The following is a 16,004-nucleotide window of genomic DNA, read 5'->3' as shown; positions in this document are numbered from 1 at the left end:
CTCACTGCTCGATCAGATCGGCCCCGGCCGGCAGCTTGAACTGGAAGCGCTCGGCCGCGACCGGCACATTGGCCTGCACGGCGCTGAAGTCCAGCCGCGAGCGCTGGCCGAAGCTGTCGACGATCTCCATCGCCGCCAGCTCCTTGCCCTTGAAGCCGAGCTTGAGCGATTGGATGGTGGATTCGGCCTGCTTGGGCGCCGCCTGCACCCAATCCAGACCGCCGTCGCTCGCTTGGGACTTCAGCGTGAAGTCGCGTTCAAGATTGCTGCCGGCGAGCAGTGCCGCCGGCGTGGCGCCCAACGCGTCCGCCAACTTGCGCGAACTGGCCTGGTTGAGGTCGGCGTCATAGATCCAGACCTTGTGGCCATCGGCGACGATGACTTGCTCGAAGGGCTTGGCATAGGCAAAGCGAAAGCGGTTGGGCCGCTCGAACTCGAAGCTGCCTGAAGAGACCTTCTTGCGCTTGCCGTCGGGCGACGTCACCGTTTGCGTGAAATTGGCCTTGCCGCTCTTCACGTCGCGGCCGAAGTCGCGCAGCGCATCGACCGCATCGGCGTGGGCGATGCCAGCAATGAGCAGCGTCAGGGAGAGCAGGAGTTTCTTCATTCGTCTCGTTTAGGAATGATCAGTTCACGGCTGCCGTTGGATGCCAGCGCGCCAACGAGGCCGGAGTTTTCCATCTGCTCCAGCAGCCGCGCGGCGCGGTTGTAGCCTATGCGCAGATGGCGTTGCACCAGCGAGATGGAAGCCTTGCGATGTTGTAGGACGATAGCCACGGCCTGGTCGTACATGGGGTCTTGCTCACCGCCGGCCTCGCCCGGCGCCGGCGCCTCGCCGTCGATGCCGTCGAGCACGCCACCTTCGAGAATGCCTTCGATGTAATTGGGTTCACCCTGGGACTTGATGTACTCCACAACGCGGTGCACCTCGTCGTCGCTGACAAAGGCGCCATGCACGCGCATGGGCAGGCCGGTGCCCGAGGGCATGTAGAGCATGTCGCCCATGCCAAGCAGCGCCTCGGCGCCCATCTGGTCGAGGATGGTGCGGCTGTCGATCTTGGAGCTGACCTGGAAGGACAGGCGGGTCGGGATGTTGGCCTTGATGAGACCGGTGATGACGTCCACCGACGGCCGCTGCGTGGCCAGGATCAGGTGGATGCCGGCCGCGCGCGCCTTCTGCGCCAGGCGAGCGATCAGTTCCTCGATCTTCTTGCCGACGACCATCATCAGGTCGGCCAGTTCGTCGATGACGACGACGATGAACGGCAGGCGCTCCAGCGGTTCGGGTTCTTCGTTGTTCAGCGCGAACGGATTCGGAATGCTGATGCCGTTGGCCTTGGCCTCGTCGATCTTCTTGTTGTAGCCGGCGAGGTTGCGCACGCCCATCTTGGACATGAGCTTGTAGCGCCGCTCCATCTCGCCAACGCACCAGTTCAGCGCATTGCTGGCCTGCTTCATGTCCGTCACGACCGGTGCCAGCAGATGCGGGATGCCTTCGTAGACGCTCATCTCCAGCATCTTGGGGTCGATGAGGATGAGGCGCACATCACGGGCCTCGGCCTTGTAGAGCAGGCTGAGGATCATCGCGTTGATGCCCACTGACTTGCCCGAACCGGTCGTGCCGGCCACGAGGCAATGCGGCATCTTGGCAAGGTCGGCGACGATGGGCAGGCCGACGATGTCCTTGCCCAGGCCCATGGTCAGCTGGGACGACGCGTCCGCGTAGACCTGCGAGCCGAGGATTTCGGACAGGCGGATGGTCTGGCGGCGCGCGTTGGGCAGCTCCAGCGCCATGTAGTTCTTGCCCGGGATGGTCTCGACGACGCGGATGGACACGAGGCTCAAGGAGCGCGCCAGGTCCTTGGCGAGGCCGACGATCTGCGAGCCCTTCACACCGGTGGCCGGTTCGATCTCATAGCGCGTGATGACCGGGCCGGGGGATGCGGCGACCACATGCACCTCGACGCCGAAGTCGCGCAGCTTCTTCTCGATGAGGCGGCTGGTCATTTCCAGCGATTCAGGCGTGACCGTCTCCTGGCGGCCGGGTGCGGCGTCCAGCAAGTCAACTTGCGGGAGCTTGGCGTCGCCGGCGTCGACGAACAACGTCTGCTGGCGCTCCTTGGCCACCCGCGTGGACTGGGGCACCTCGACGACCGGCGCCTCGATGACGAGCGGCGCGTGGTCGGCTCCACCTTGTTCCCACTGGCGTTCGGCTTGGCGCTCGACCTCGACCTCCTGCTCGCGCTCCTTCACCGCCTGCTCACCGGCCTTCTGATCGGCCTTCATCTCGCGCTGCTCGATGCGCTTCTCGCGCAACTGCTCGATACGCTCACCGATGCGCTCCGCCAGATGCCCCCAGGAGAAGCGGAATGCCCAGGCCATGCCGGTCAGCAGCAGCACGATCCAGACAACGCCGGAGCCGGCAAAGCCCAGGCCCCTCATACCCAGGGGCCCGAGCGCATAGCCGACCAGGCCGCCGGCATGGCCGGGCAGGCGCGCCTCGAGGGCATAGAGGCGGCTCCACTCCAGCGCGCAACTCGCGCCGATGAGCAGCACGATGCCAGCCCAGAACCGCGCGCGCTGGCTCCAGCGCAGCACGGGGTCCACGTCATGGCGCAACAGCCCGGCCAGGCTGCGCAGCCAGCCGCGCAGGGCCAGCAGCGGCAACCACCAGGCGGAAAAGCCGAACAGGAACAGCAGGCCGTCCGATAACCAGGCGCCAAAGCTGCCAACGCGGTTGCCGACGAGGTCTCGCTGGCCGCTGGTGCTGAAGGCAGCGTCGCGCAGGTCGTGCGTCGCCATCGCCAGCACGAGCAGCGCGAGCAGCAGGGCCGTCAACGCCAGCCACAGCGGCGTGCGCAGCAGCCGCGAGGCGGCTGACGGCGGGGCCACTTCGCGCTTGGGCGCCTGGCGGCGGGTGGGTTTGGCGGGAGCGGCGGGCTCGCCGGCGGCATCGTCACCGCCCAGCAGGGAACCGAGGGGAAAACTCATCCCCGCATTGTCGCCGTCAATCGTGGGTCAGCCGTTCCTTGATGACCACCGAACCGTTCTCAAGCGTTTCAATGACGCCGCGCTCTTCCAGGTCCTTCATGACCCGACTGACCATCTCGCGCGAGGCGCCGACGACCTTGGCCATGTCCTGGCGCGAGACCTTGCCGCGGATGAGCTTGATGCCCTTCTCGTCCTCGGACATGTCCAGCAGCGTGCGCGCCACGCGGCCATAGACGTCAAGCAGCGCCAGGGACTCGATCTGCCGGTCGGCATTGCGCAAGCGCGCCACCAGCCCGCGCAGGATGCCGTAGGAGAGGCTGCTGCTCTCGGGCAGGCAGCGCGCGAACTCGAGCCGGCCGAGCACCAGCATGTCGGTCTGCACCTCGGCGCGCACCGTGGCCGAATGGGGCTCGTTGTCGATGAGGCTCATCTCGCCCACGTAGTCGCCCGACTGCAGCACGGCAAGAATGACCTCGCGGCCGCGGTGGTCGGCCGTCAGCACGCGGGCACGGCCGTTGAGCAGGATGAAGAGGGCGTTGGACTTGGTGCCCTGCTCGACGATCAGTTCGCCGCGCTTGAAGCGGCGCTTGACGACGCTGTCGGCGATGGATTGGGCCTGATCGGTGGTCAGCATCGAGAACAGCGGAACACGGCGGATCAGGTCGAGGTTGGAAATCATCGCCATATGCAGTCTCCAGGTTTGGGCCCCAGGCAAGCGGCAAGAAATGCGCCTGCCTAAAATGGCGTGCATTGTGCACACGCGGCAGGCTTCTCCGCATCGGGTAAGGCCGGGGTTTTCACCCCTAAGACTACCTTGCGAGCCGTTAACCCGCCCTCACCTTCCCTGCCATGACCGCTACGACCCAACACCACGGCCTGCTTATCCTCGGTTCCGGCCCCGCCGGCTACACCGCCGCCATCTACGCTGCACGCGCTAATCTCAAGCCTACGCTGATCACGGGCATGGCCCAAGGGGGTCAACTCATGACCACGACGGAGGTCGACAACTGGCCGGCCGACGTGATGGGCGTGCAGGGCCCCGAGCTGATGCAGCGCTTCCAGCAGCATGCCGAGCGCTTCCAGACCCAGATCGTCTTTGACCACATCAATGCGGTCGACTTCTCCAAGCGCCCCTTCACGCTGACTGGCGACAGCGGCACCTACACCTGCGACGCGCTGATCATCGCGACCGGCGCCTCTGCAAAATACCTCGGCTTGGACTCCGAACAGGCCTTCATGGGCCGCGGGGTCAGTGGTTGCGCGACCTGCGACGGCTTTTTCTACCGCGGCCAGGAAGTCTGCGTCGTCGGCGGCGGCAACACGGCCGTCGAAGAGGCGCTGTATCTGTCGAACATCGCCAGCACGGTGCACCTGATCCATCGCCGCGACAAGTTCCGCGCCGAACCCATCCTCATCGACAAGCTCAAGGAGAAGGCCGACGCCGGCAAGATCGTGCTGCATTTCTTCCAGCAGCTCGACGAGGTTCTGGGCGATGCCTCGGGCGTGACCGGTGTGCGCATCCGCAGCACGCTGGACGACAGCAAATCGGAAATCAAGCTGCACGGCTGCTTCATCGCCATCGGCCACCAGCCCAACACCGACATCTTCAAGGGCCAGCTGGAGATGAAAGACGGCTACATCATCACCAAGAGCGGCCTGAACGGCTTTGCGACGATGACCAGCGTGCCGGGCGTCTTCGCGGCCGGCGACGTGCAGGACCACATCTACCGCCAGGCCATCACCAGCGCCGGCACGGGTTGCATGGCGGCCTTGGACGCCCAGCGCTTCCTGGACCAGGAAAACGGCTGACCCCTCGTCCGGCCACGCCCCACTGAACGTGGGCGAGTCCAGCCGGTCCCCCGAGGGGACGGCGATGCTCTCGGCATCGAGCCGCGAGCACATCGCCCGACGGGCCGGCTCGGGAGCGGCCCAGCGCTCGGCCCGGAAGGCGTAGCACGGCCTTCCTGGCCCGCGGGTTTTCCGCTACACTCGCGGGCTTGCCTGCTGGATGGACCGCATCCAAAGCGTTGATTCGAAAGAATTTCGCCTGAGGATTAGCAGGCATATGCGGTCAAAGGGCCGCTCGAAAAGTTCGGGCGGCTGGTCAAAGAAGTCAAACCGGAGAAGCGTCATGGCACGCGTCTGTCAAGTCACGGGCAAGAAGCCCATGGTCGGGAACAACGTTTCCCACGCCAACAACAAAACCAAGCGTCGGTTCCTGCCGAACCTGCAATACCGCCGTTTCTGGGTGGAATCGGAAAATCGCTGGATTCGCCTGCGCATCACGAATGCCGCTCTGCGTTTGATCGACAAGGTCGGCATTGACCAAGTCGTCGCCGATCTGCGCGCCAAGGGCGCGCTCTGATCGTCGCTCACTGACCTACTGAAGGAATACGACCATGGCATCCAAAGGCGGCCGCGAAAAGATCAAGCTGGAGTCCACTGCGGGCACCGGCCACTTTTACACGACGAACAAGAACAAGAAGACCACGCCCGAAAAGCTCGAATTCATGAAATTCGACCCCAAGGCGCGCAAGCACGTCCTGTACAAGGAAATCAAGCTGAAGTGATGAATGGCGGCGCGAGCCGCCAACGCACGCAAGCAAAACAAAACCCGCCAAGCGGCAACGCTGGCGGGTTTTTGCGTTCCTGACGAGACTGCTTCAGCGCGCCGCGGTCACTGTGGCGCCAAACTCTTGCTTGAACCAGCGATCAAGCATGCGCTTCTCATAGCGCAGCGTGTCCCCACTTGAATAGCCATTGAAGCCGTCCTGGTAGTTCATGTCACGCAGCTTGACTTCGCCCTGCCGGACGACCTTTTCGCCCTCTCGTACTTCGTAGTTGAAGGCGATGGACGGCAGTGTGACGGTACGCATGACGCGCAGCCATTGCATGCGGCGGCCGAACGGCTCGACCTCGCCGGCCAGATCCACGTCGGTCACGTTGATCCGCACATCCCGGCCCGGAAGGCGCTTGCCGACCTGCTCGACAAGATAGGCTTCGATGTCCTTCAGCACCTCGGGCTGGCGGAAGCCGTTGTTGTCCTTGATGTCCGAGAACTTCTCGGAACCGATGAAATTCACCTGCACATCGGCGCGCGCGGTGGCGGCCAGGGCGAACAGGGCAACGGCAATCCAGCGGTATTTCATGGCAAGCCTCCTAAGCAAATCAGCGACTGCATACGGCAAGTCTAGGCCAGCCCAAGAAAAAGGGCGCCCGACGGGGCGCCCTTTACTTCAGGAAACCAAAGCTCAGGCGTGAGCAGCGCGCAAGCGCATCGAGAAGGCCTGCAGTTCGGCAATACCGCTCTCCTCGGCGCGGCGGCACCAGGCCTGCAAGTCGGCAACCAGTTGCTCGGCCGACACATTCGTGCGCGTCCACATCTGGCGCAGTTCCTCGCGCATGGTCACCAGCTTGTCGATGACCGGGCTGGCAGCGCGGGCATTCGCGAGGTCGCCGTGCACGGCGACCGGGATGCGCTCCTCGTCGCGGTGCAGCCAGCGTTGGGCCTGCTTGAACTCCTCAAACCGCGCGCTGTGCTTGCCGCCCTCGGCCTTGATCTTGGCCAACTCGGCGGCGCAGGCCGCTTTCAGGTCACGGGCATAGCTAGCCATGACTTCGTAGCGATTGGCGATCAGTGCCTCGAGCGTGCGCGCGTCGGCCGGCTTGATTTCACCCAGGCTCAACTTGGGTGCCGTCTTGCGGACCTTGGCCATGCCCAGCATTTCCAGGCCACGGATATACATCCAGCCAATGTCGAACTCGTAGGGCTTGACCGAGAACTTGGCGGAYGTCGGGTAGGTGTGGTGATTGTTGTGCAGTTCTTCGCCGCCAACGATCAGCGTCCAAGGCGTCAGATTGGTCGACGCGTCGGGTGCTTCGAAATTGCGATAACCCCAGTAGTGGCCGATGCCATTGATGACGCCGGCAGCCCAGATTGGAATCCAGATCATCTGGATGGCCCAGATGGTGGCGCCAATGGCACCGAACAGCGCCATGTTGACGATCAGCAGCAGCGCGACGCCCTGCCAGCTGTACTTGGTGTACAGGTTGCGCTCGATCCAGTCCTCGGGCGTGCCGCGGCTGTACTTGGCAATCGTCTCGGCATTCTTGGCCTCGGTGCGGTACAGCTCAGCGCCTTCGGCCAGCACCTTCTTCAGGCCGCGGGTCTGCGGGCTGTGCGGGTCTTCCTCGGTTTCGCACTTGGCGTGGTGCTTGCGGTGGATGGCAACCCATTCGCGGGTGACCATGCCCGTCGTCAGCCAGAGCCAGAAGCGGAAGAAATGCGAGGGGATGGGACCGAGATCCAGCGAGCGGTGAGCCTGGGCGCGATGCAGGAAGATCGTGACCGAAGCGATCGTGATGTGGGTCACAACCAGCGTAAAGATCACTAATTGCCAGGCGCTGAAACCCAACAGGCCATCGGCCAGCCAGTTCATCAGCGCGTTCAGGATGTCGTTCATGCGTCCAAGACCTCGGCCACAGCGGCCATGCAAAGGAATGTCAATTGTAGAGGAGAGCCCCCAAATTCAAGGGGTTTGGCGCACCGTATTCAGGCGGTGACGTGCGAATCGACGCGTTCTTTGACCTGCGTCAGGCCGATCTTTCCCATGCGACAGCAAAAAACCCGTCTGTGGCGTGTCGGTGAGGCCACAACCGGAGTGCGCCGTTTTCCACGACCTCATCGGAGCGTTCAACCTGGGCCTTGGCAAGCGCCTCTCCCGCGGCGAGCGGTTTGAAGTCGGGATGGGCGGCGGCAAACTCGGCCGCGATGACCTCGTTCTCGGCATCCAGCAGGCTGCAGGTCGCATAAACCAGCCGGCCTCCCGGCTTCACCAGGCGGGCGGCGCTGGCCAGGATGGCGCGCTGCTTGGCCTGCAGTTCAGCCACCCCCTGGGGCGACTGGCGCCATTTCAGGTCGGGGTTGCGGCGCAGCGTGCCCAGGCCGGAACAGGGCGCGTCGACCAGCACGCGGTCGATCTTGCCGGCCAGGCGCTTGATGCGGTCGTCGCGCTCATGGGCAATCTGGGCCGGATAGACGTTGGACAGGCCGCTGCGCGCCAGGCGCGGCTTCATCGCCGTCAACCGGTGGCCGGAGGTGTCGAAGGCATAGAGCCGACCTGTGTTGCGCATGGTTGCGCCCAGGGCCAGGGTCTTGCCGCCGGCGCCGGCGCAGAAGTCCACCACCATCTCGCCACGCTTGGGCGCCAGCAGCAGGGCCAGCAGCTGGCTGCCCTCGTCCTGCACCTCGATGCTGCCATTGGTGAACAGCTCCAGCTTGTTCAGCGCAGGCTTGCCGTCGATGCGCAAGCCCAGGGGTGAATACGGCGTCGGCGTGGCCTCAATGCCAGCCGCCTTGAGTTGCGCCTGCGCCTCTTCACGCTTGAGCTTGAGCGTGTTGACACGCAGGTCCAGCGGCGCTGCTTCGTTCAGCGCGGTGGCGAGCTTCCAGAACTCTTCCTCGCCCAGCCGGGCGAGCAGCGGCTCGGCCAGCCATTCCGGCATGTTGTGCCGCATCTTGGACGCCAGGCTCATCGGGTCGATGGCCTGGACCTGTTCCAGCCATTGCTGCTCCTGGAGGCTGAGCGCCCCACGGAGAAAGGCCGCATTGCCGCGCCAAGCCAGCATAGCCAGGCGGCGCGACATGGGGCCGCTACCGCTCTGGGCCAGGTTCTGGAACTTGATGCGCTCGCGCAGCAGCGCGTAGACGGTCTCGGCGAGGCTGGCGCGCTCGCGTTGGCCGAGGTTCTTGTGTTGACGGAAGAAGGCGGAGACGGTGGAGTCGGCCGGGGCTTCGAGCTGGTTGACGACGGCGATCAGCTCGGCGCTCAGCTCCAGGAGGGCATTAGGATGCATCGCCCCATTATCCCAAGCGCCCTGCTCCTTGCCGCATGAATCTCTGGACCCAGTTGCGCCTGCGCCCCCGGCTGCTGTTGTCCATCCTCATCGGCAGCACGCTGGCTGCGTTGTGGCCAGGCACTGTGCCGCTGACCACGCGCCTGCTGCTGGGCTGGGACTTCACGCTGTGGATCTATCTGCCGCTGGCGCTTTGGATGATGCTGGGCCGCGCGGGCTCGGTGAATGTGCAGCAGCGCGCCAGCCAGCTGACCGAAGGCCTGCCCGTCATGCTGCTGCTGGCCGTTGGCGGGGCGCTGGCCAGCTTTGGCGCCATTGCGCTGGAACTGGGTTCGGCCAAGCAAGCCCATACCGCCAACGGTTTGACGCTCGCCTTCGCCATTGCCACCGTCTGCAGCTCCTGGTTGCTGCTGCCGGTGGAGTTCGGCATCGCCTACGCCAGCCTCTATCACGGCGGCGGCAAGGCGTCACATGGGTTGGAGTTTCCAGGCGACGACGAAGGACCGCCCGACTACGGCGACTTCCTGTACTTCTCGATCACCGTGGCGGCCACGTCGCAGACCTCGGACGTCAGCGTCAGCTCGCGCGCCATGCGCCGCCTCGTGCTGGTTCAAGGCCTGCTGGCCTTCGTCTTCAACACCGGCGTGCTGGCGTTGACCGTCAATATCCTCGCCGGGCTGATCAGCTGAGCAGCAACTGCTGAGCCGCACCGTCGCGGTGAGTGACGCGCTCGCCGTCCCACACCAACGCACCTTCGACAAACCAGCGCACCGACTGCGGATAGATGCGGTGCTCGGCCGTCAGCACGCGGGCCGACAGCGTCTTCGCGTCGTCGCCAGGCAGCACCGGCACGACCGCCTGCATGACGATGGCGCCATGGTCCAGCTCGGCGGTGACGAAATGCACCGTCACGCCGGCGACCTTGCAGCCCATCTCCAGCGCCCGCTCATGCGTGTGCAGCCCGGTGAAGGCCGGCAGCAGCGACGGGTGGATGTTGAGCATGCGGCGGGCGTAGCGCGCCGTGAAGCCGGGCGTCAGGATACGCATGAAGCCGGCGAGGACGACGAGGTCAGGCGCGAAGCTGTCGATGACGCGGGCCAGCTCGGCATCGAAATCCTCGCGGCCGGCATATGCCTTGTGGTCCACGACGGCGGTCGCGATGCCATGCTCTGCTGCGAACTGCAGGCCAGCCGCATCAGGCCGGTTGCTGATGACGGCGGCCACCTCGGCCGGCCAGCCTTCGGCCTTGCCGGCCTTCACGATGGCCTCCATGTTGGAGCCCCGCCCCGAAATCAGAATCACCAACCTCTTCATGGCCGGCAGTTTAGGGGGCGGCCGACCCACCACCCCTTGAACGACAATCCGCGCCCCATGTCGAACCCCACCCCTATCCGCCCACGCGTGCTTTCCGGCATGCGTCCGACCGGCGCCCTGCACCTCGGCCATTACCACGGCGCCATCAAGAACTGGGTGCGGTTGCAGGACACGCATGACTGCTTCTTCTTCGTCGCCGACTGGCATGCGCTCACCACTCAGCGCCCGAGCGGTGAGACGCTGACCCGCCATGTCTACGAGATGGTCACCGACTGGCTGGCCGCCGGACTGGACCCCGAGCGCTGCACGCTGTTCCTGCAAAGCCGCATGCCCGAACACGCCGAGCTGTTCACGTTGCTGGCGATGTGCACGCCGTCCTCGTGGCTGGCGCGCATGCCCAGCTACAAGGACCAGGTCGCCGCCGACCCCGAACTGGCGACGTACGGCTTTCTGGGCTACCCGCTGCTGCAGGCGGCCGACATCCTGCTCTACAAGCCTGCCGGTGTGCCGGTGGGCGAAGACCAGGCCGCCCACGTCGAAGTGACCCGTGAGGTCGCGCGCCGCTTCAACCGGCTCTATGCCGAGGCCGCACCCATCTTTGTCGAGCCCCAGGCACTGCTGACCGAGACCGCCCGCGTGCCGGGCCTGGACGGACAGAAGATGAGCAAGAGCCTGGACAACGCGATTGCGATGCGCGACGAGCCCGAGGCCGTCGCCGCCAAGATCCGCACCATGCCGACCGACCCGCAGCGCGTGCGCCGCACCGACGCCGGCGACCCGGCGCGCTGCCCGGTCTGGCCTTTGCACCAGATCTACAGCGACGACGCGACCCGCGCCGCCTGCGACAGCGGCTGCCGCACGGCCAGCATCGGCTGCCTGGACTGCAAGCAGCCGTTGATCGAGTCCATCCAGCGCGAGCAGGCGCCCTGGCGCGAACGCGCTGCGGCCCTGGACCCGCAGCAGGTGCAGTGGACGCTGGAGGTTGGCACCGAGCGCGCCCGCGCCGTCGCGCGCAAGACGCTGCGCGAGGTGCGCGGCGCCATGGGGTTGGTGGCTTGAGCGGGGACGAGCGTAGGGCCGCCCCAAGCCGGCCCGACACTCCCTCGGGGGATCGACCGGCGTACCCGCCTGTCGAGGGGCCTCATTCTGCGATCCACGTGACTGACCTCGAGGCCGCCATCAACTGGTGGCGCGAACGTTCACCCTCGCCTGACGGCATCAGCGCCGCACCCGAGGTGCGTGCGCTGGCCGAGGCCTATGCGCTGCTCGCGCTGAGCCGCGCGACCGAACTTGACCCTGCCACGCTGAAGCCCATGGCCCTGGATGCCTGGCTGGCCTGGTACGCGACGACGCCTGACTCACCCTGCATTGCGATCTGCTCCACGGCCCAGGGCGACGCCATCTGCAAAGGCTGCGGCCGCACCTTCGACGAAGTGCAGCATTGGCCGGCGCTCGACCCCTTCGAGAAGCGTGTCGTCTGGCACCGCATCACCCACGAAGGCACGGCCTGGCGTTTCAACCGCTACGCGGAGCGCGTGACCCGATGACCCGCATCCGCTTCATCGACAGCGTTCGCCGCCTCGTGCCGCTGGCCTGGCCCGTCCTTGTCGGCCAGATCGCCGTGATGATGTTCAGCACCATCGACACGCTGATGATGGGCCGCGTCAGCCCCGAGGACCTCGCTGCGTTCGCTGTCGGTTCGGCCGCCTACGTGACCATCTTTGTCGGCCTGATGGGCGTCATCCTCGCGGTCGGGCCCATCGCTGGCCGGCAGTTCGGTGCCCAGGATCTACCCGGTGCCGGCAGCAGCTTCGTGCAGGCGCAGTGGCTGTCGGTGCTGCTCTGCATTCCGGGCTGCCTGGCGCTGTGGTTTCCGGATCCTTTCACGGCACTGGCCCACCTCGACGCAGCCCAGGCCGACAAGGTGCGCGCCTACACGCGGCCCGAGGCTTTTGCACTGCCCGCCGCCCTGCTCTTCACTGCCTTCCGTGGTTTCTCGACCGCCGTCAGCCGCCCCAAGGCCGTCATGGCGATGCAGCTCACCGGCCTGGCGGCCAAGGTGCCTTTGAACGCCGTGCTCGTCTTCGGCTGGGGTCCGATTCCTGCGATGGGCGTCGCTGGATGCGGCGTCGCGACGGCCATCGCGCTGATCGGCCAAGCCGCCGTTGCGATGCTACTGCTCAGGCGCGACGCCTTCTACCGGCCGTTCAGGATCCCGCACCTGTGGCAGACCCGACCGCATTGGGGCGAACTCGCAGCGCTGGTGAAGCTGGGCCTGCCGATGGGCGGCTCCATCCTCGTCGAGGTGACGGGCTTCACCTTCATGGCCTTTTTCATCGCCCGTCTTGGCGCAACACCGGTCGCCGGCCACCAGATCGCCGTCAACCTCGTCGCGATGATGTTCATGATCGCGCTCGCAATGGCCACCGCCGCCGGCACGCTGGTCGCACAGCATCTGGGGGCCGACGAAAAGCACGAAGCGCGCACCGTCGGCAGGCATGCGATGACGCTGGCCACGCTGACCGCCGCGGGCGTCGGCGCCGTTGTCGCCTTCGCGCGCGAGCCCATCGTCGCCCTCTACACCTCGAATGCGGCGACAGCCGCCGCCGCACTGCCGCTGCTGGTCTGGGTCTGGTTCTTCCACCTCGGCGACGCCCTGCAGACGGTGGCGGCCTATGTGCTGCGCGCCTACCAGGTCGCCACGCTGCCGATGATCATCTACGTCCTGGCGCTCTGGGGCCTGGGCATCGGTGGCGGCTACTTCCTCGCCTTTGGCCAGAACGGCGTCGGCGCGGTCGGCTTCTGGCAAGCGGCCACCGCCGGCCTGATCACCGCCGCCTTGCTTCTCAGCCTGCTGCTCAGGCGGGTCTTCAACGAGAACCGCTGATCAGCGTCCCGCCGTGGGCAGGAAGATCACGAAGCGGCTGCCGCCACCGTCGCGTGCCAGGCAGCGCACGCTGCCGCCGTGGCGCTCGGCGATCTGCTTGACGAGGCTCAGGCCCAGCCCGACGCCGCCCGCCATCTCGGCATGGCCGGGCAGCCGGTAGAAGGGTTCGAAGATGCGCTCGCGCAGATCGACGGGCACGCCCGGGCCTCGGTCGGCAACGATGAATTCATAGCCTCCGGCGACCGGCCGCAGCGCCAGTTCCACGTCGGGGCCGCCGTAGCGGCGCGCGTTGTCGAGCAGATTGCGCAGCGCGCGGCGCAGGAGGCGCTCCTGACCGTCGATGCGAGCGGAATCGGTCTCGGGCTCAAAGGCGGCTTCCGCGTGAGCCGCCTCCTCGGCGCCTAGCGCGAGCAATTCGACGGCATGGGTTTCGCCAACCGCGCTGCCGGCCTCCAGCCGGCTGGCCAGCAGCACTTCCTCGACGAGCGCGTCCAACTCGGCGATGTTGACGTCGATCTCCTTCGCCAGGCGCTGGCGCTGTGCGGGCGCAGCGTCGTCCAGCATCGCGAAAGCCATCTTCAGCCGTGCCAGGGGCGAACGCAGCTCGTGGCTGGCATTGGCCAGCAGGGTCTGGTGAGAACGCAACAGTGTCTCGATGCGGTCGGCCGCCTGATTGAAGCTGGTGGCCAGGGCGGCCACCTCATCGCGACCACTGTCGTCGACGCGATGGCCCAGTTGGCCGGAGCCGAACTTCTCGACGCCACGCTTGAGCGCTTCGAGCCGCCGCGTCAGCCGGCGCACGACGGGATAGGCGCCGACCGCCACACCGATGAAGAGCAGCACCAGCACGACGGCCAAGGTCGACACCGCCGGCGCGCCTGGCGACACGGGGCGATGCAGCCAGGGGCCGGTCCAGGGGCCTTCATCCAGCCGGGGCGGCCGCGCGCCGGGGCCTCCAGGACCCGAGGCGCCTGAAGCGGCGCCCTGAGGGCCTGGCGGACGCACGGTACGCACCATCTCCAGACTGCGGCCATCGCCCAGGTTGGCGCTGACGATGATGGCGCCGGGGTCGTCGGCACGGCGCTGGAACATCTGCGTCGTGGCGATGCGCTTGCCGTCGGCATCCTCCAACGCGATCGGCATGCGCAGGCGCAAACCCCAGTCGGCAAAGACGGCAGCCTGCTCGGCACGCGGCGCGTCGGCCGGCGGCAGCGCGAGCTTGAGCAGCCCGGCCATCGCGTTCAGTCGCTCTCCAGCCGCCAGTTCGACGTTGCCGCGCTCCTGCTCGATGTGACGCTGGAACAGCCATGCCGAGCCGAAGGCAAACGCCAGCAGAAGCGCCACCAGCGTCAGGTAGATGCGGACGTAGAGGCTTTTCAAATCAGGGGCGCGTGGAGTTTTGCGGGCCGAGCGCCGGGCCGCCCCTAGCCGGCCCGCGTAGGGCGATGTGCTTGTGGCTCAATGCCGCAAGCATCGCCGTCCCCTCGGGGGACCGGCTGGGCGCACCCGCGTTCAGCGTGGCGAGACTGGACGAGGGGCTCACACTCAAGCAGCGTCGGCGTCGGCGTCCTGCTTGCGGGCAAAGACATAGCCGGCTCCACGCACGGTCAGCACGCGGCGCGGGTTCTTGGGATCGTCTTCGATGACGGCCCGGATGCGCGAGATGTGCACGTCGATGGAGCGGTCGAAGGCTTCCAGCGGGTGGCCCTTCAGCGCATCCATGATCTGGTCGCGGCTCAGCACCCGGCCGGGGCTCTGCGCCAGCACGACGAGCAGGTCGAACTGGTGGCTGGTCAGGTCGCAGATCTTGCCGTCCAGGCGAGCCACGCGGGCGGCCAGGTCGATCTCCAGGCGGCCGAAGCGCAGCACCTCGTCGCCATCCAGCTTGGGCTCCAGTCGGCGCAGCAGGGCCTTGATACGGGCTTGCAGTTCGCGCGGCTCGAAGGGCTTGGCGAGGTAGTCGTCGGCGCCCAGTTCGAGGCCCAGGATGCGGTCCATGGGCTCGCCGCGGGCCGACAGCATCAGCACTGGCTGGTGGCGCCAACGCGGGTCGCCGCGCAGCCAGCGGCAGAAGTCCAGGCCGTCGCCGTCGGGCAGCATCAAGTCCAGCACCAGCAACTCGAAGCGGCTGTGGGCCAAGGCCTCACGGGCCTGGGCCAGGCTGCCGGCCGTGTTGACCTCGAAGCCGGCGGAGCGGAGATAGTCGCCCACCATGCCGGTCAGGCGGGCATCGTCATCGATCAACAGCAGTCGGGCGCTACTCATCACCGGGGCCAGGGAAGAAAAAGGAATCCGGCGCACTTCGGCGCCGGTGGAACGGGGCTCAAGCATCGCAGAACTCCTGGTCAAGGGCCAATCAGCCGGCGTGACGGGAAGCCATGCGGGCCTGGCGCTTCTTCATCACCTCGGTAATCTTGGCGCGCTGTTCGGGCGTCAGCACGCGGGCGGCGTCGATGCTGGCCTGGCTCAGGCGCTTGGAGGCGGCCTCGTGCTGGGCGCTCATCTGCACGCGCACGGCCTCGATTGCGGCGGCGTCGATGTTGGTGGCCGTGTAGAGCGTGGCCATCTGCTGGTGCAGCTTCATGCCGGCTTCGCGCTGGCCCGACAGGTCCTGTCGGGCCGCCTTGAAGATGGCTTCGATCTGGCTGCGTTGGGATTCGGTCGCGCTGACCACGTCGAGCATGTGCTCGATGTGACCACCGAACAGACCGCCGGGCGCCATCATGGCCGGGCCGCCGTGGTGACCCCCGTGGGCAGGCTGGGCTTGGGCAGCAACACCGCCGAAGGCCAAGGCCGCAGCCACCGCACCGACGCGCAACAGGTTCTGGATCGGGAAGGACTTCATCAAAGGTCTCCTGGAAGAAGAGTGAGTGAGGTCATCTTCCAGGCGGCCTGTGTGGGATCTTTGGGGGTGGGGTAAAGAACTGTGTCGACAAACAGGGCCAGTTTTACCTGC

The 16,004-nt window shown here is 66.3% G+C and carries 17 protein-coding genes; 7 read left to right on the top strand and 10 right to left on the bottom strand.

Annotated features, from left to right (window positions below):
• Position 1: 1 nt before the first annotated feature.
• From lolA to ACXJLH_RS00115, 3 genes are read right to left on the bottom strand one after another with little or no spacing between them, the layout of a single operon-like run.
• Positions 2 to 607: an outer membrane lipoprotein chaperone LolA gene (gene lolA, locus ACXJLH_RS00125; RefSeq protein ID WP_056196247.1), complete on the bottom strand. Its 606-nt coding sequence runs from the start codon at positions 605 to 607 to the stop codon at positions 2 to 4.
• A complete protein-coding gene (locus ACXJLH_RS00120; RefSeq protein ID WP_457442099.1) occupies positions 604 to 2,991 on the bottom strand; it encodes a DNA translocase FtsK in 2,388 nt (795 codons plus the stop codon). The genes lolA and ACXJLH_RS00120 overlap by 4 nt, the downstream gene beginning before the upstream one ends.
• A gap of 16 nt (positions 2,992 to 3,007) precedes the next feature.
• Positions 3,008 to 3,676 carry a Crp/Fnr family transcriptional regulator gene (locus ACXJLH_RS00115; protein WP_056196243.1) on the bottom strand — a complete coding sequence of 223 codons (669 nt, stop codon included), beginning with the start codon at positions 3,674 to 3,676 and terminating at the stop codon, positions 3,008 to 3,010.
• A gap of 164 nt (positions 3,677 to 3,840) precedes the next feature.
• Between ACXJLH_RS00115 and trxB the strand changes: the two genes are divergently transcribed.
• The 3 genes from trxB (at position 3,841) to rpmG (ending at position 5,561) form a co-directional block, all read left to right on the top strand.
• Positions 3,841 to 4,800 (top strand): thioredoxin-disulfide reductase, encoded by a 960-nt coding sequence (gene trxB / locus ACXJLH_RS00110; RefSeq protein WP_056196236.1) that lies wholly within the window; start codon positions 3,841 to 3,843, stop codon positions 4,798 to 4,800.
• 322 nt (positions 4,801 to 5,122) lie between these two features.
• Complete coding sequence (gene rpmB / locus ACXJLH_RS00105; RefSeq protein ID WP_056196235.1) at positions 5,123 to 5,356, top strand: 50S ribosomal protein L28; 234 nt, start codon at positions 5,123 to 5,125, stop codon at positions 5,354 to 5,356.
• Between the two features lie 34 nt (positions 5,357 to 5,390).
• Positions 5,391 to 5,561 (top strand): 50S ribosomal protein L33, encoded by a 171-nt coding sequence (gene rpmG, locus ACXJLH_RS00100; RefSeq protein WP_025564431.1) that lies wholly within the window; start codon positions 5,391 to 5,393, stop codon positions 5,559 to 5,561.
• 93 nt (positions 5,562 to 5,654) lie between these two features.
• On the opposite strand, the gene ACXJLH_RS00095 is transcribed toward rpmG, so the two are convergent.
• The 3 genes from ACXJLH_RS00095 to ACXJLH_RS00085 form a co-directional block, all read right to left on the bottom strand.
• Entirely contained in the window at positions 5,655 to 6,140 is a 486-nt protein-coding gene (locus ACXJLH_RS00095; protein ID WP_056196232.1) for a DUF3016 domain-containing protein, read from the bottom strand.
• Between the two features lie 102 nt (positions 6,141 to 6,242).
• On the bottom strand, positions 6,243 to 7,454 hold the full coding sequence (locus ACXJLH_RS00090) for a DesA family fatty acid desaturase (RefSeq protein ID WP_457355157.1): 1,212 nt from the start codon (positions 7,452 to 7,454) through the stop codon (positions 6,243 to 6,245).
• Between the two features lie 130 nt (positions 7,455 to 7,584).
• Positions 7,585 to 8,847 carry an RsmB/NOP family class I SAM-dependent RNA methyltransferase gene (locus ACXJLH_RS00085; protein WP_457442098.1) on the bottom strand — a complete coding sequence of 421 codons (1,263 nt, stop codon included), beginning with the start codon at positions 8,845 to 8,847 and terminating at the stop codon, positions 7,585 to 7,587.
• 35 nt (positions 8,848 to 8,882) lie between these two features.
• Between ACXJLH_RS00085 and ACXJLH_RS00080 the strand changes: the two genes are divergently transcribed.
• On the top strand, positions 8,883 to 9,536 hold the full coding sequence (locus tag ACXJLH_RS00080) for a DUF1345 domain-containing protein (RefSeq protein ID WP_457442097.1): 654 nt from the start codon (positions 8,883 to 8,885) through the stop codon (positions 9,534 to 9,536).
• Here the strand turns inward: ACXJLH_RS00080 and purN are convergent.
• Positions 9,529 to 10,161, bottom strand: coding sequence for a phosphoribosylglycinamide formyltransferase (gene purN, locus ACXJLH_RS00075; protein WP_457442096.1), 633 nt, complete (start codon positions 10,159 to 10,161; stop codon positions 9,529 to 9,531). The genes ACXJLH_RS00080 and purN overlap by 8 nt on opposite strands.
• A gap of 57 nt (positions 10,162 to 10,218) precedes the next feature.
• On the opposite strand from purN, the gene trpS reads away from it, so the two are divergent.
• From trpS to ACXJLH_RS00060, 3 genes are all read left to right on the top strand, one after another.
• A complete protein-coding gene (trpS, locus tag ACXJLH_RS00070) occupies positions 10,219 to 11,220 on the top strand; it encodes a tryptophan--tRNA ligase (protein ID WP_457442095.1) in 1,002 nt (333 codons plus the stop codon).
• Between the two features lie 92 nt (positions 11,221 to 11,312).
• Positions 11,313 to 11,708, top strand: a complete 396-nt coding sequence (locus ACXJLH_RS00065; protein ID WP_394326319.1) for a DUF3717 domain-containing protein — start codon at positions 11,313 to 11,315, stop codon at positions 11,706 to 11,708.
• Complete coding sequence (locus ACXJLH_RS00060; RefSeq protein ID WP_056196215.1) at positions 11,705 to 13,048, top strand: MATE family efflux transporter; 1,344 nt, start codon at positions 11,705 to 11,707, stop codon at positions 13,046 to 13,048. Before ACXJLH_RS00065 ends, ACXJLH_RS00060 begins: the two co-directional genes overlap by 4 nt.
• Here the strand turns inward: ACXJLH_RS00060 and ACXJLH_RS00055 are convergent, their stop codons facing one another.
• The 3 genes from ACXJLH_RS00055 to ACXJLH_RS00045 all read right to left on the bottom strand — a co-directional run bounded on the left by ACXJLH_RS00055 (position 13,049) and on the right by ACXJLH_RS00045 (position 15,893).
• Positions 13,049 to 14,428 carry an ATP-binding protein gene (locus ACXJLH_RS00055; protein WP_457355160.1) on the bottom strand — a complete coding sequence of 460 codons (1,380 nt, stop codon included), beginning with the start codon at positions 14,426 to 14,428 and terminating at the stop codon, positions 13,049 to 13,051. It lies immediately after the preceding gene.
• Between the two features lie 165 nt (positions 14,429 to 14,593).
• A complete protein-coding gene (locus ACXJLH_RS00050; protein WP_457355167.1) occupies positions 14,594 to 15,313 on the bottom strand; it encodes a response regulator in 720 nt (239 codons plus the stop codon).
• 91 nt (positions 15,314 to 15,404) lie between these two features.
• Entirely contained in the window at positions 15,405 to 15,893 is a 489-nt protein-coding gene (locus ACXJLH_RS00045; protein ID WP_457442094.1) for a Spy/CpxP family protein refolding chaperone, read from the bottom strand.
• Positions 15,894 to 16,004: the final 111 nt, after the last annotated feature.

The sequence above is a fragment of the Roseateles sp. P5_E4 genome (assembly GCF_054049255.1).
Note: the sequence above shows the minus strand (reverse complement) of the source record. Positions and strands in the feature narration are given on the sequence as shown.